14 protein-coding genes and 1 tRNA gene (1 of these 15 cut by a window edge) are annotated in these 14,654 nt (G+C 37.4%); 2 read left to right on the top strand and 13 right to left on the bottom strand.

What is annotated here, in order from left to right; translation table 11 throughout:
- The 9 genes from Q5760_RS04500 to rpoN form a co-directional block, all read right to left on the bottom strand.
- Nucleotides 1–302, bottom strand: partial view of a tyrosine-type recombinase/integrase gene (locus Q5760_RS04500; protein ID WP_428911052.1) — the start only. Its footprint begins 532 nt before the window's first position; only the first 302 of its 834 coding nucleotides appear in the window; its start codon is at nt 300–302; its stop codon lies off the left edge, out of view.
- A gap of 403 nt (nt 303–705) precedes the next feature.
- Nucleotides 706–2,001 (bottom strand): phosphopyruvate hydratase, encoded by a 1,296-nt coding sequence (gene eno, locus Q5760_RS04495; RefSeq protein WP_428911051.1) that lies wholly within the window; start codon nt 1,999–2,001, stop codon nt 706–708.
- A gap of 131 nt (nt 2,002–2,132) precedes the next feature.
- Nucleotides 2,133–3,668 carry a 2,3-bisphosphoglycerate-independent phosphoglycerate mutase gene (gpmI, locus tag Q5760_RS04490; RefSeq protein ID WP_428911050.1) on the bottom strand — a complete coding sequence of 512 codons (1,536 nt, stop codon included), beginning with the start codon at nt 3,666–3,668 and terminating at the stop codon, nt 2,133–2,135.
- Entirely contained in the window at nt 3,661–4,422 is a 762-nt protein-coding gene (gene tpiA / locus Q5760_RS04485; protein ID WP_428911049.1) for a triose-phosphate isomerase, read from the bottom strand. Before tpiA ends, gpmI begins: the two co-directional genes overlap by 8 nt.
- A gap of 118 nt (nt 4,423–4,540) precedes the next feature.
- A complete protein-coding gene (locus tag Q5760_RS04480) occupies nt 4,541–5,725 on the bottom strand; it encodes a phosphoglycerate kinase (protein WP_428911048.1) in 1,185 nt (394 codons plus the stop codon).
- 372 nt (nt 5,726–6,097) lie between these two features.
- The gene (gap, locus tag Q5760_RS04475) at nt 6,098–7,105 is read right to left on the bottom strand and encodes a type I glyceraldehyde-3-phosphate dehydrogenase (RefSeq protein WP_428911047.1); all 1,008 of its coding nucleotides are present in this window, start codon (nt 7,103–7,105) and stop codon (nt 6,098–6,100) included.
- A 42-nt stretch (nt 7,106–7,147) separates the two neighbouring features.
- Nucleotides 7,148–8,179: a sugar-binding transcriptional regulator gene (locus Q5760_RS04470; RefSeq protein ID WP_428911046.1), complete on the bottom strand. Its 1,032-nt coding sequence runs from the start codon at nt 8,177–8,179 to the stop codon at nt 7,148–7,150.
- Nucleotides 8,180–8,346: 167 nt separating this feature from the next.
- Complete coding sequence (locus Q5760_RS04465) at nt 8,347–8,592, bottom strand: glutaredoxin family protein (protein WP_428911045.1); 246 nt, start codon at nt 8,590–8,592, stop codon at nt 8,347–8,349.
- A 24-nt stretch (nt 8,593–8,616) separates the two neighbouring features.
- Entirely contained in the window at nt 8,617–9,948 is a 1,332-nt protein-coding gene (gene rpoN, locus Q5760_RS04460; protein WP_428911044.1) for an RNA polymerase factor sigma-54, read from the bottom strand.
- A 195-nt stretch (nt 9,949–10,143) separates the two neighbouring features.
- Between rpoN and Q5760_RS04455 the strand changes: the two genes are divergently transcribed.
- Nucleotides 10,144–10,215, top strand: a tRNA-Arg gene (locus Q5760_RS04455).
- 281 nt (nt 10,216–10,496) lie between these two features.
- Nucleotides 10,497–11,093 (top strand): ATP-dependent Clp endopeptidase proteolytic subunit ClpP, encoded by a 597-nt coding sequence (gene clpP / locus Q5760_RS04450; protein ID WP_428911043.1) that lies wholly within the window; start codon nt 10,497–10,499, stop codon nt 11,091–11,093.
- 226 nt (nt 11,094–11,319) lie between these two features.
- Here clpP and Q5760_RS04445 read toward each other — a convergent pair whose 3' ends face one another.
- The 4 genes from Q5760_RS04445 to rapZ all read right to left on the bottom strand — a co-directional run bounded on the left by Q5760_RS04445 (nt 11,320) and on the right by rapZ (nt 14,519).
- Nucleotides 11,320–11,577 carry an HPr family phosphocarrier protein gene (locus Q5760_RS04445; RefSeq protein WP_428911042.1) on the bottom strand — a complete coding sequence of 86 codons (258 nt, stop codon included), beginning with the start codon at nt 11,575–11,577 and terminating at the stop codon, nt 11,320–11,322.
- 87 nt (nt 11,578–11,664) lie between these two features.
- Entirely contained in the window at nt 11,665–12,606 is a 942-nt protein-coding gene (gene whiA, locus Q5760_RS04440; RefSeq protein ID WP_428911041.1) for a DNA-binding protein WhiA, read from the bottom strand.
- Nucleotides 12,607–12,642: 36 nt separating this feature from the next.
- The gene (locus tag Q5760_RS04435) at nt 12,643–13,626 is read right to left on the bottom strand and encodes a gluconeogenesis factor YvcK family protein (RefSeq protein WP_428911040.1); all 984 of its coding nucleotides are present in this window, start codon (nt 13,624–13,626) and stop codon (nt 12,643–12,645) included.
- A complete protein-coding gene (gene rapZ, locus Q5760_RS04430) occupies nt 13,623–14,519 on the bottom strand; it encodes an RNase adapter RapZ (protein WP_428911039.1) in 897 nt (298 codons plus the stop codon). The genes Q5760_RS04435 and rapZ overlap by 4 nt, the downstream gene beginning before the upstream one ends.
- Between the last annotated feature and the right edge of the window lie 135 nt (nt 14,520–14,654).

The following is a 14,654-nucleotide window of genomic DNA, read 5'->3' as shown; positions in this document are numbered from 1 at the left end:
TGTAGTTCTAATCCAAATGTTAGTTCAGGCTTTCCTAGGTATTTCGCAAAAGTACGGATCACACCAACCGTTTTATCAATCGTTGTTACACTTTTTTGTTGCTCTTCTAAATGATAGATGTAGGATTGTATATCGACTTTTTTTAAATACCCAATGCCTGTTCCACGTTCCTGGAGCCACTCTTGATACTTTTCCATTTCACGTTTATACGTTTTAATCGTATTCGGTGATTTTCTTTGTTCCTGTAACCAATCACAAAAGTTTTGTATCAGCGGAGCAGCTTCAAAAGAATGTTTGTTCAATTCAGAACCCTCCCTAACTTGGACTTTTCTTTCATAATAACATATTTATCTAAAGAAGTACTCTTCTGCGAATTATCTTTTTTGTAACTTTGTGACAATTCCTTGACAAAAAACATAGAAAGCTTACTTTTTATTTAAAAATAGATACCTTCTTTGTTTATTCTATATTACGCACTAGTTTATCAAGTTTAATTATAACTGATTTTAAAAAACGTCAAGTTTTTTGTGACTTTGCTCTAGTTCTTCTTTACTTTAGAAGCTTTTAAAACAGATGTAATGTATTACTTTAATTAAACTCACCATGCAAAAAAACCTCCTAAATATTGTGGTTTACCACATATAGATAGGAGGTTAGAAGCCATAAATTACGACTTAATTCAGCCGGAATTTACCTTATTCATAATTATTTCTTCAAGTTATAGAAAGATTTTAATCCATCATAAACCGCTAAATCGCCAAGCTCATCTTCAATACGAAGTAATTGGTTGTATTTTGCAATACGGTCTGTACGAGACATTGAACCTGTTTTAATTTGACCAGCATTCGTTGCAACAGCGATATCAGCAATTGTTGCATCTTCAGTTTCACCAGAACGGTGAGAAACAACTGCTGTATAGCCAGCGCGTTTTGCCATTTCAATTGCTTCGAATGTTTCAGTTAAAGTACCGATTTGGTTTACTTTGATAAGGATAGAGTTACCAACGCCTTTTTCGATACCTTCTGCTAATTTCTTCGTGTTTGTAACAAATAAGTCGTCACCAACTAATTGAACTTTTTTACCAAGACGGTCTGTTAATAGTTTGTGACCTTCCCAGTCGTTTTCATCTAAACCATCTTCAATTGAGATGATTGGGAATTCATTGCAAAGTTCTTCATAGAAAGAAACCATTTCTTCAGAACTTAAGCCTGTACGGCCTTCCCCTGCAAGATCGTATTTACCAGTTTCTTTGTTATAGAATTCAGAAGATGCAACGTCCATACCTAAGAACACATCTTTTCCTGCTTCATAGCCTGCAGCCTTGATTGCTTCGATAATTACTTCCAAAGCTTCACGGTTAGATCCAAGGTTTGGAGCGAAACCACCCTCGTCGCCAACTGCTGTGTTTAAGCCTTTGCTTGAAAGAACAGCTTTCAATGCATGGAACACTTCTGCACCCATACGGATTGCTTCTTTAAATGTTGGAGCACCAACTGGTAAAACCATGAATTCTTGGAAGTCCACGTTATTGTCAGCATGGGATCCACCATTGATGATGTTCATCATTGGGGTTGGAAGTTGTTTCGCATTGAACCCACCTAAATAACGATATAATGGAAGTCCTACTGCATTTGCAGCAGCATGTGCAACCGCCAATGAAACGCCAAGGATGGCATTAGCACCCAATTTCCCTTTGTTTTCTGTACCATCTAATTCGATCATAGTACGGTCGATTAAGGCTTGATCCGTTACATCCAGACCAACGATTGCTTCCGCAATAACCTCATTCACGTTTTCTACTGCTTTTAAAACACCTTTACCAAGGTAACGAGATTTGTCACCATCACGTAGTTCAACAGCTTCATATTCACCAGTTGAAGCACCAGATGGAACAATTCCACGTCCAAAGAATCCTGATTCTGTATATACCTCTACTTCTACTGTTGGGTTTCCACGTGAATCAAGTACTTCACGAGCATAAACATGTTGGATAATTGTCATTTGCAAGTCTCTCCTTTTTAATCGTACATAGAATATAATTTCCAAACTTTATAAAAACATAAAAATTACTAACTTATAACGAAGTGTTAAAATTTAGGAAGTGAAACATGAGATCCGTCCCCATGTTTCATTTACTTTTTAATCAAAGAGTTTCCAGTCATTTCTTCAGGTTTTTGTACACCTAATAAATCAAGCATGGTTGGTGCTAAGTCCCCAAGGATTCCATCATCACGAACTTCAATATCTTCTTGTGTGATAATGACAGGAACAGGATTTGTTGTATGTGCTGTCATTGGATTTCCTTCAAGAGTAATAACTTCATCGGCATTCCCGTGGTCAGCAGTAATGATTGCCTTTCCACCTTTAGCAAGAATGGCATCAACAACTTTTCCTAGACACTCATCAACGGTTTCGATTGCTTTAACGGTTGGCTCAAGCATACCTGAGTGACCTACCATGTCAGGATTTGCGAAGTTTAAGATAATCGCATCAAATTTATCAGCTTCAATCTCAGCAAGCAGTGCATCTGTTACCTCATAAGCACTCATTTCAGGTTTTAGATCGTATGTAGCCACCTTTGGTGAATTGATCAGAATTCGCTCTTCACCAGGAAATGTCGCTTCACGTCCGCCACTCATAAAGAATGTTACATGAGGATATTTTTCTGTTTCTGCAATTCGCAATTGGGTTAAGCCATTTTGTGAAAGTACCTCTCCAAGCGTGTTATCCAAGTTTGTTGGTTTGAAAGCGACATAACCATCCACTGATTCACTGAAATGGGTTAAACAAACAAAGTGTAACGGTGATGGATGCTTTTCACCACGCTCAAAGTCACGGAAATCTTTATTCGTAAATGTATTTGAGATTTGAATCGCACGGTCTGGACGGAAGTTATAGAAAATAACAGCGTCATTGTTTTGGATCGTTGCTACCGGTTCCCCATTTTCCTTTGTAATAACAGAAGGAATAACGAATTCATCATAAATTCCATGTTCATAACTATCTTCAATGACTTGAAGGGGATCCGAATACGTTGGACCTTCTCCATACACCATGGCTCGGTAACATTTTTCTACGCGATCCCAACGTTTGTCACGGTCCATTGAATAATAACGTCCAGAAATAGTAGCAAATTCACCAACCCCGAACTCTTTCATTTTTTCAAGAGCATCGTTAACATAGATTTTGGCTGTTTGCGGGCCTACATCACGACCATCTAAAAAGCCATGGACGTAAACTTTTTCCAAGCCTTGATCAGCTGCAAGGCGAAGTAAGGCAAACATATGGTTGATATGACTGTGAACGCCGCCATCTGAAAGCAAACCAAACAAATGAAGAGCAGAGTCATTTTCTTTCACATGCTTTATCGCATCTAGGAATGTTTCATTTTTAACAAATTCCCCTTCACGAATGGCAACATTCACTCTTGTTAAGCTTTGGTACACAATACGTCCTGCACCGATATTCATATGTCCAACTTCGGAGTTCCCCATTTGACCTTCTGGAAGACCAACAGCCTCACCTGATGCCGTTAAATGATTATGTGGAAATTGCTTCCAATACCGATCGAAATTAGGCTTTTTCGCATGATAAACAGCGTTTCCTTTATGCTCATCACGACATCCGAATCCATCTAAGATAATTAACGCTACAGGTGCCTTACTCATATTTTCCAGCCTCCAATAATTGAAGGAATGATGCAGGTTCAAGACTAGCTCCACCCACTAAAGCTCCATCAATGTCAGGTTGACTCATATATTCCTTAATATTAGCTGGTTTAACGCTGCCGCCATATTGAATACGGACTGCTTGTGCCACTTCTTGTGAAAATTGTTCAGCAACAACAGAACGAATATGAGCACATACTTCATTCGCATCCTCAGCCGTAGAAGATTTACCAGTTCCAATTGCCCATATGGGTTCATAAGCGATCACGACTTGTTTTGCTTGTTCTTGAGTAAGACCAGCTAATGCTTTTTGAACTTGTCCACCAACAAATTCATTGGTAATTCCACTTTCACGTTGTTCTAACGATTCCCCACAGCAAACGATTGGAGTGATACCATGATTAAAAGCGGATAGGACTTTTTTGTTAACTGCCTCGTCTGTTTCATTAAACATTTCGCGGCGTTCAGAGTGTCCAAGGATGACATATTGTACACCTAGATCTTCTAAAGCGGCAGGACTAATTTCTCCTGTAAAAGCACCACTTTCTTCAAAATGCATATTTTGTGCCCCAACACCGACGTTAGTACCCTTTGCTGAATTCACTAGACTTTCTAAAAATAGAGCTGGAGAACAAACAACAGACTCCACTTCTTCTTTAGCTGGTACTGCATTTTTCACTTCTTCCATAAAGCTCTTTGCTTCAGGAAGTGTTTTAAACATTTTCCAGTTTCCCGCAATAATTGGCTTTCTCATGTTTGCACACCCTTTCAAGCAATTACATCTATCTAATGGATCCAGTGACATCCATTAGATCTTGTGCCGTTTCGATCATAATGGAAAGACTATGGTCGAAACGGCATTTATAAAAATATTATTTATCGTTTAAAGCCACAACTCCAGGAAGTTCTTTTCCTTCCATAAACTCAAGTGAAGCTCCTCCACCAGTCGAAATATGACTCATTTGATCCGCTAAACCAAACTTTTCAACGGCAGCTGCTGAATCTCCACCACCAATAATCGAATATGTATCACTAGATTCTGCTAAGCTTTGAGCTACAGCTTTTGTTCCACCCGCAAATTTATCCATTTCAAAAACTCCCATTGGTCCGTTCCAAATAACCAATTTTGATTTTTGGATAACATCACGGTATAGTTCTGCGGTTTTTGGACCAATATCCAACGCTTCCCAATCAGCAGGAATTTCTTCAATTGCTACTTCTTTTGTATTAGCATCAGCAGAAAAGTCATCGGCAATAATTGCGTCAACAGGCATGTAGAAATTAACGCCTTTTTCTTTCGCTTTTTCCATAAAAGATTTTGCAAGATCTACTTTGTCTTCCTCTAAAAGAGACTTCCCAACTTCATGACCTTGTGCTTTTACGAAAGTATAAGCTAAGCCGCCACCAATGATAAGATTATCAACGATATCTAATAGGTTTTCGATAACCCCAATTTTATCTTTTACCTTTGCTCCACCAATAATGGCTGTAAATGGTCGCTCAGGATTGGATAAAGCTTTGCCGATAACCTCTAATTCTTTGTTCATAAGGAATCCAGAAACTGCTGGTAAATGATGAGCAATCCCTTCAGTAGAAGCATGTGCACGGTGAGCAGCACCAAATGCATCGTTTACATATACATCTGCTAATTGAGCAAATTCTTTTGCTAATTCAGGATCATTTTTTTCTTCACCTGGATAAAAACGAACGTTTTCAAGAAGAAGAACGTCCCCTTCGTTCATTTCACTGATTAAGGCTTTAACAGAGTCACCGTATGCTTCATCTGCTTTTTTAACTTCTTTTCCTAATCGTTCAGAAAGTCGTTTAGCAACAGGAGTAAGGCGCAGTTCTTCAACCACTTGTCCTTTTGGGCGTCCTAAGTGACTTGCTAGAATGACCAATGCCCCTTGTTCTTGTAAATATTGAATAGTTGGAAGGGCTGCTGTAATACGTGTTTCATCTGTAATATTCCCATCTTGCATTGGAACATTAAAATCTACACGACAAAAAACTCTTTTCCCTTTTAAATCGATATCTTTTACGCTTTTTTTGTTCAACGTGAAGATCCTCCTTGATATGAAAGATTGATGTGGAACAGTATCAAATTGCCTTTGGGAGTTACCCTATATTTTCGTCGATCTTACGCAGGGTATTTCCTTTGAAAATGTTTGTGAATTCGCCGAAGGCTTTAACACTTTATTCAGCTCAGATTTTACTACCAATAAACTGCCCCTGATCAATGTGAGCGATATATGCTGAAGAAAGTTAAACATATAAAAAAGGAGGGGGAATGTTCCCCGCTCCCCTGTCGTCATTACTAATTCGTCATAATGGGCATTTTAATCGGTGGGTTGAAATTAGTCCCACCCAAAAGAATCCTATATCATTATAGACGTTTAATGGAAAATTTTGCAATGGTTTTATAAAAATTATAGACCTTTTGAAGCAATATATTCTACTAAATCAACAACACGAGTAGAATAACCAGTTTCGTTGTCATACCAAGAGATAACTTTTACCATATTGCCTTCCATCACCATTGTAGAAAGAGCATCTACAGAAGAAGAGTGAGGGTCACCATTATAATCTCTTGATACTAGTGGTTCTTCACTGTATTGTAAGATTCCTTTTAATTCACCTTCAGCAGCTTCTTTTAGTGCTGCATTTACATCTTCAGCTGTTACTTCTTTGTCAAGTTCTGCAACAAGGTCAACTAAAGATACGTTTGGAGTTGGTACACGTACAGCCATACCATTTAATTTACCTTTTAATTCAGGTAATACTAAAGCAACTGCTTTTGCTGCACCAGTTGTTGTTGGGATCATGTTTTCAGCAGCAGCACGAGCACGACGGTAATCTTTATGAGGTAAATCTAAGATTTGTTGGTCGTTTGTGTATGAGTGAATAGTTGTCATCATTCCGCGTTTGATACCAAATTTTTCATGTAAAACTTTAGCAAATGGAGCTAAACAGTTTGTTGTACATGATGCATTTGAGAGTACATGGTGGTTTGCTGGATCATATTGATCTTGGTTAACACCCATAACGATTGTAAGATCTTCGTTATTAGCTGGAGCAGAGATAATAACCTTTTTGGCACCTGCTTCAAGGTGTGCTGCTGCATCTTCACGTTTTGTGAAACGTCCAGTAGATTCAACAACTACTTCTACTCCAAGATCTCCCCAAGCAAGGTCAGCTGGGTTACGTTCAGCTTTAACGATGATTTCTTTGCCATTCACAACTAGGTTGTTTCCATTTACTGATACTTCTACGTTTAATCTACCGTGTACTGAATCATATTTTAAAAGGTGCGCTAACATGTTTGCATCTGTTAAATCGTTAACTGCTACCACATCTATATTTGGATTATTTAATGCTGCACGTAACACATTACGTCCGATTCTACCAAAACCATTAATACCTACTTTTACTGCCATGTTTAATTTCCTCCTTTAATATAAGGACATATTTTTTATTAATTAAAGGGAATTCCCTCTTAATAACTCATTTGCTGCTCCTTCATCTGTAATTAATATGGTTGATGAAGGTGCTTGTTTCATATAAGCTCCAATAGCTTTAGCCTTTGAAGCACCACCTGCTACGGCAATTACGTGCTGGGCATTCTCGAGATCATCCAATTGAAGTCCAATCGTTTGCACTTTATGTACTACCTCACCTGCTTCATTAAAGTAGTAACCAAATGCTTCTCCCACAGCTTCACTCTTTTGAAGTTGGTCTATAATCTCAGGCGCAGTTTTTCTTCGTTTTGCCATTGTCATAGCATCTCCAATTCCATGTAAAACCATGTTGGCAGATCGAATTAAATGTAAGACTTCATGAATTTCTGGTTCTTTAATCATGGATTTGTACATCTCATCACTAACTTGGTCTGGAACATAAAGAACTCTATGCTTACCATGTGTACGCTCTGCCATTTGAGAACATATGGAATTTGCTTGGTTTTTTACATCTTCTCCAAGCCCACCACGTGCTGGAACAAAAAGGAAATCATGTTGACTAGATTGTGGGTTCATCATATCCGCGACTGTTGCCATAGTGGATCCACCAGTAACCGCAATGATATTCTTTCCTTTTAGGATTTTGTTTATGCACATGACACAAGTCTTACCTAATTCATTTTTGATCCACGCAAGAAGATCACTATCTCCTGGGACAACATAGACCTTTTTAATTTGAAGTAACTCTTTTAATTTGGACTCCATTTCATCTAAACCAGATAAATCACGCATAAAACCTTCCAGCTTTAGAACGAGTTCTCGCCCATTTTCTGTTAAGCTCATCCCTGCACTAGTACTAAATAAAAGCTTCTGTTCTTTTAAAAATTCTACTTCACTTCTTAATACTCTTTCAGTTAATCCAAGAGTAGCCGCCAAACTTCTTCGCCCAACTGGCTCCATGGCACCAATATATTGAAGAATATGAAATCTTTTTTGCATAATCTCAAGTAAATCAGGTAATAATTTTTTTTGTAATTCTATTACTGATTTCATTTTATGTAGCTCCTTTACTATTGGTCAATAAATGTCCCCGTTAGACATTTTATGTCCCACATAGCACAAAAAAAATTAATCCCTGCAAAATTATATTAACAGGAATATTATAGTAATTCAATCATTACTTTTTATGTAAGCGTTCTTATCGTGAAAAAGTTTATTTTTTATTGTGATAACGCTTTACTAATGGTTATTTTATCTATTTGACCATATTGAACTTCGTTACCATTAATCATGACAACCGGAATTTTTAGTCCGAAATTTTCCGTCCATTCATCTTTTTCCTCTATATTTAATTCTTCAAAGTTAAAATCAATTAGACCCTGGAGGTCTTTTATCACCTCTTTTGCTTTTTCACATAAATGACAACCCTTTCTGGTAAAAAGGGTCACAGTTTGTCGCTTTGTCATTATCTTCACACCTTTGTCTGTAAATTATTCAAAACGTTTTCTTTTTGATGAAGATGGGATCCCAAGTTGGTCACGATACTTTGCTATTGTTCTTCGTGATACAATCATTCCACTTTGTTTTAAAAGACCGACTAAGTCTTGATCAGATAAAGGCTTTGCTTTACTTTCGCTATCTATCAACTGCTGAATCTCTTTTTTCACTCTGGTAGAAGAGGTTTCTTCAGCAGAAGTGGTTTTAATCGTACTTGAAAAGAAAGACTTTAATTCAACGGTACCAAATGGGGTCTGCGCATATTTTTCTCTTACAGTCCTGCTAACCGTTGATTCGTGAATCCCGAGTTCTTCTGAGATTTCCTTCATCGTCAATGGCTTTAAATGATCTGGACCACGCCTAAAATAATCTGGTTGCTTTTCAACGATTTTCAAAGTTACCTTCAGAATGGTTTCTTTTCTTTGTTCAATGCTCTTCAACATCCATTGAAAATCTTGTTGTTTTTCTTGAAGAAAGCGTTTAACTTTCTCATCGGAATTGGATTGAAATTGACGAAAATAGGATTCATTAAACTGAATTTTAGGGAGGGACCCATCGTAAATACTAACAGTTAACTCTTCGCCTTCCCATTTGATTACAACATCTGGAACAATATAGGTTGTATGATCGGTTTGAAAATCAGAACCAGGTCGCGGATTTAAAGTTTGAACATAATCATAAACCTCTTGTATTTGTGTTAATTCGACCTTGAGTTCCTTTGCAATTTGTTTCCACCTTTTTTCGGCAAATAGAGAAAAATATTCGTCAATAATCTTTATCGCTAAATCATTAAATTCATTGCCTGTATCAATCTGAAGTAAAATACACTCCTGTAAATTCCGAGCTCCGATGCCAGCTGGCTCTAAGCTATGAATAACCTCTAAGGCCTGCCTGGCCACTTCAATCGGAACCGACAGAATCGATGCCACTTCTTCCATCGATATCTGGATATATCCATTTTCATCAAGACTGTTCAATAAGAATAAGAGGACTCTTCTCATTTGATTATCGTATAATGTAAAGTTTATTTGTTGTTTTGCAAAGTCACGTATTGTAGTTTTATCCTTGTTAGCAATTTGCTCGAGCCATGTCTGTCTATCTGTTTGTGAGGTGTTTTTCGTCTTTTTTACCCGATCATAACGAGGATCCATTACTTCGACATTTGTTGTTTCGACCTGCATAAGTGGATTCTCCAACGCCTTGTTCTCGAGAAACTCATACAACTCTATACTGGAATATTGTAGTAATGTAATGGCCTGCTTAAGTTCTTGTGTCATCGCTAACTTGACTGTTTGTTGTTGCCATAAACCTGGTTTTAACTCCACTTTATTCACCCCTTCTTCTATTTTACAACAAGAGCCACACTACGGGTAGATTTAAAAATTTTATGTCGACTTTGTTTGTTATATGACAGAAAACCAGCAAGTATTGTAACTCTTACACTATACACAGAAAAATTTAAATGGTTCTTGCAAAGTTTTTGAACCTGACTTATAATAGAAAGGCGCTGTTTTAAATAAGCCCTCGTGGTGCAACGGATAGCACGTCAGATTCCGGTTCTGAAAATGTGGGTTCGATTCCTGCCGAGGGCGCTCATGAACTTTCTAAGACCACTTATCATTTGCAGATAAGTGGTTTTTTTATGCTTTTTTGAATGGATGGTTTAGTGAGAAAAAAATTTGGCAATGATAGAAACGATTCTACCGTACATACATAGTATATGAAATTTTTGTCGAAAATAACTTTTTCAAATGAAGAGTCTATTATTTGACCTTATTTGACCATCAGTGTATGATTAAATTACGAACAGCTATCGAATCATTACATATATTTTTAGCTGTAGTAAGATTTATTAATGTGGAGGAGGATGAAAATGAATTTAATTCCTACAGTTATTGAACAAACAAACCGCGGAGAACGAGCTTATGATATTTATTCCCGCCTCTTAAAAGACCGCATTATCATGCTGGGCAGTGCGATTGATGATAACGTTGCAAATTCAATTGTAGCACAATTACTTTTCTTAGAAGCTGAAAATCCTGAAAAAGATATCTCCATCTATATTAACAGTCCTGGTGGAAGTATTACAGCTGGTATGGCAATCTATGATACCATGCAATTTATTAAACCTGATGTTCAAACGATTTGTATCGGAATGGCAGCATCAATGGGTGCTTTCCTTTTAACAGCAGGTACAAAAGGAAAACGTTACGCACTTCCTAACGCTGAAGTGATGATTCACCAACCACTAGGTGGCGCTCAAGGTCAAGCAACTGAAATTGAAATTGCTGCTAAACGTATTTTATTCTTACGTGACAAATTAAATGGAATAATGGCTGAACGCACTGGTCAACCACTTGAAGTAATTTCAAGAGATACTGATCGTGACAACTTCATGACAGCCCAACAAGCAAAAGACTATGGCTTAATAGACCATATTATTGAACGCAGCAGCTCTGTTGAAAAGTAAGAAAAGCGCAGGCGCCTTGCCCACCCCCGACAAGCACAAGACGAGCCGGCATGAAGATTGTACTTTAATCTTCTTGACGGATTGGCTTGTGACCTCGAGGGGGTAGGCGCTGAAGCTAGACACTGATCTAACTTCAGAAAACTTATTTTAGGGTAAAAAAAACTCGCATCCTTTTCAAGGCTGCGAGTTTTTTTTAATATAGAATCTTGAAATTTGTTCAAGAGAATTAAACTTCTTTCTCTACAAATTCAGTAAGAACCTTAATCGCTTCGTTCTCATCACTTCCATCAACAGAAAGGGTTACCTTACTTCCAGTACCAAGAGCTAAGCTCATTAAACCCATAATGCTTTTTGCATTTACCTTCTTGCCATCTTTCTCCAAAAACACATCTGACGAAAAGCGATTTGCTTGCTGAACAAACATAGCAGCAGGTCGTGCTTGTAAGCCAGTTTTTAACTTAATTTCAACTTGTTTTTCAACCATTCTTTTTCCTCCTCAAAATTTTAACCTATTTATATTTTTCTTTATTTCACATACCTTCAGAGAAACGATTTGAATCAACTCCCTATTTTAAATAGGCTGTCCCTTCCTTAACTTCTCAGCAACTTCATCAATTTTGCGTAACCTGTGATTGATGCCTGATTTACTAATCGGTCCACTAGTTATCATTTCCCCTAGTTCTTTTAAGGTAACATCTTGATGAACCACACGTAGTTCAGCAATTTCCCGAAGTTTATCAGGCAACACATTTAGCCCAACTGTCTCATCGATATATTTAATATTTTCAACTTGACGAAACGCCGCACCTATCGTTTTATTTAAATTTGCCGTTTCACAATTTACCAACCGGTTAACGGAGTTTCTCATATCACGAACAATTCGAATATCTTCAAATTTTAAAACCGCATTATTAGCCCCAATAATAATTAAGAAATCGGTTATTTTCTCGGCTTCTTTTAAATAGGTGATAAAACCCTTTTTCCTTTCTAATGATTTCCCGTTCAAATCAAACGAGTTCATTAATTCACATAATGATTCACTATGTTCTTGATACAGAGAGAAGATTTCTAAATGGTAGGAAGATGTTTCTGGATTATTCACAGAACCCCCAGCTAGAAAAGCCCCTCTTAAATAGGATCGTTTACAACATTTTTTCTTGATTAGTTCGGAAGAAATTTCGTTTTTGAATTCAAATCCTTCTCCCATAATTCCTAAATCTTGTAGGATACGTCTAGCCTCGTCCATTAAACGAACAATATAGACATTATTCTTCTTCAATCTCATTTTCTTCCGGACTAGCAATTTTACTTCCACTGGATAGTAACGTTTGATTAACGTATAAATTCTCCTGGCTATCGCTGCGTTTTCTGTTTGTACATCTACAGCCATTTTTTTATTGGTAAAAGAGAGTGAACCGTTCATTTGGATTAAGGCTGAAAGCTCAGCCAATCCGCAGCAATCTTTAACCTCTAAATTCGTTAGTTCCTTTTTCGTTTCCGAAGCAAAAGACATTGGCAACACCCCCTATTCCAAAGAACAATATCTTAATTACGCTCTAAAACGCCGTTTGGTTTCATTTTGTAGTAAAGTATATAAAATTTTTGCCACTTCGTTTGTATCATGACGAATCATTCCATCCTCAAGGGAAATAATTTCGCCATAAATCACTTCCAAACCTAAATCATATAAGCTGCTTACATCAAAATGAACAGGTCTTGCTGCTTCCTTGCTATATCTTTCCTGAATTTCTAACGGGATTTCCTCACTATTTACTAAAATCGTATCGATAAAAGGTTTTCCCATATGATCATAAATGGCATTTACGTGGTCACTCGCTGTATAGTCAAGGGTTTCTCCAGCCTGTGTCATAATATTGCAGATATATACTTTTTTGGCTTTGGCTTCACAGACTTCTTTCCCAATCTGTGGAACCAATAAATTCGGTAAAATGCTGGTATAAAGACTTCCAGGTCCGATAATAATTAAATCAGCTTCCTGGATCGCTTTGATGGTTTCTGTAAGCGGTTTAATGGTATCAGGAGTTAAAAATACTCGTTTAATTCTTTTTCCAGAATAAGGTATTTTTGATTCTCCTGAAATAATCAAACCATCTTCTAATTCAGCATGTAGTACGACACTTTGATTCGCCGCAGGTAAAACTTTCCCATGTACATTCAGGACTTTACTCATTTCTTGTATCGCATACATAAAATCTCCGGTTATAGAGGTCATTGCCGCCAAAATTAAGTTGCCAAGAGAATGCCCTGACAGTTCATTTGAAGCCTTAAAACGATGCTGAAACATTTCTTCGATTAAAGGTTCAACATCCGATAAAGCGGCTAATACATTTCGAACATCTCCAGGCGGGGGAATTTGTAATTCATTCCTCAATCGACCTGAACTTCCGCCATCATCAGCAACCGTTACGATGGCCGTAATATCAATTGGATATTTCTTTAACCCTCTTAATAGTACGGGCAACCCAGTACCCCCGCCAATGATCACAACTCTAGGTTGTTCGGTTTCCGTCATGGTTTTATTTCCTTTCTTTTTTCGATATCACGATGCGAAATCCGGGTATGATAATCTTTTTCAAAATAATGACCGATATGTTCTGCCAACGCTACAGAACGATGCTGACCACCTGTACAACCTATAGCGATTACCAATTGGGCCTTACCTTCTCTTTTATAATGTGGCATCATAAAACTTAATAAATCAGTTACTTTTTCTAAAAACTTATGTGTTTCTGTCCATTTTAGAACATAAGTTGAAACATCATTATCTAAACCTGTTCTTTCACGCATATGGTCAATATAGTGTGGGTTCGGTAAAAAACGAACATCAAAGACGAGATCAGCATCAATCGGAATTCCATGTTTAAAACCAAATGACATGACATTCACTGTAAAAACAGCTTGTTTATTAGCAGAAAACTCGGCAATGATCTTCTCTCTGAGTTCCCTTGGCTTCATTTTCGATGTATTATAAAGAATCTGAGCTCTCCCTTTTAATTCAGCTAACATCAATCGCTCATTTTCAATTCCCTCAAGTGGAAGTCCTGTTTGAACGGCAAGTGGATGCTTTCTTCTTGTTTCTTTATATCTTCTAACAAGCGTTTCATTATCAGCATCAAGAAATAAAATTTGTGGGGTAGCCCATGAATCTTCGACAAATTCATCTAGTGCTTTAAAAAGATATTCAAAAAATTCTCTACCTCTTAAATCCATCACGAGTGCAACTTTATTCATCTTATTCCCAGATTCCTTCATTAGTTCAAGAAATTTCGGAAGTAATGTGGGAGGCAGATTATCTACGCAGAAAAAACCTAAGTCCTCAAAGCTTTGAATTGCAACTGTTTTCCCTGCACCTGACATACCTGTAATAATAACGATTTGAGAATCATTCTGTGCTCCAGTACTCATATATTCATCCCTCCCTATAAATAAAAGCGTAAGCGCCTTTCTTACCCCCGTCAAGCACAAGACGAGCCTCCCAGTGAGGTGTTCTTTACCTTTATGGGAGGATTGATTAAAATGTATAAGCGACTATCCAAGAAC

The sequence above is a fragment of the Niallia sp. Kr1 genome, from assembly GCF_050389805.1.
Classification (GTDB): Bacteria; Bacillota; Bacilli; order Bacillales; family Cytobacillaceae; genus Bacillus_BD.
This window is presented reverse-complemented; position numbering and strand designations above follow the sequence as displayed.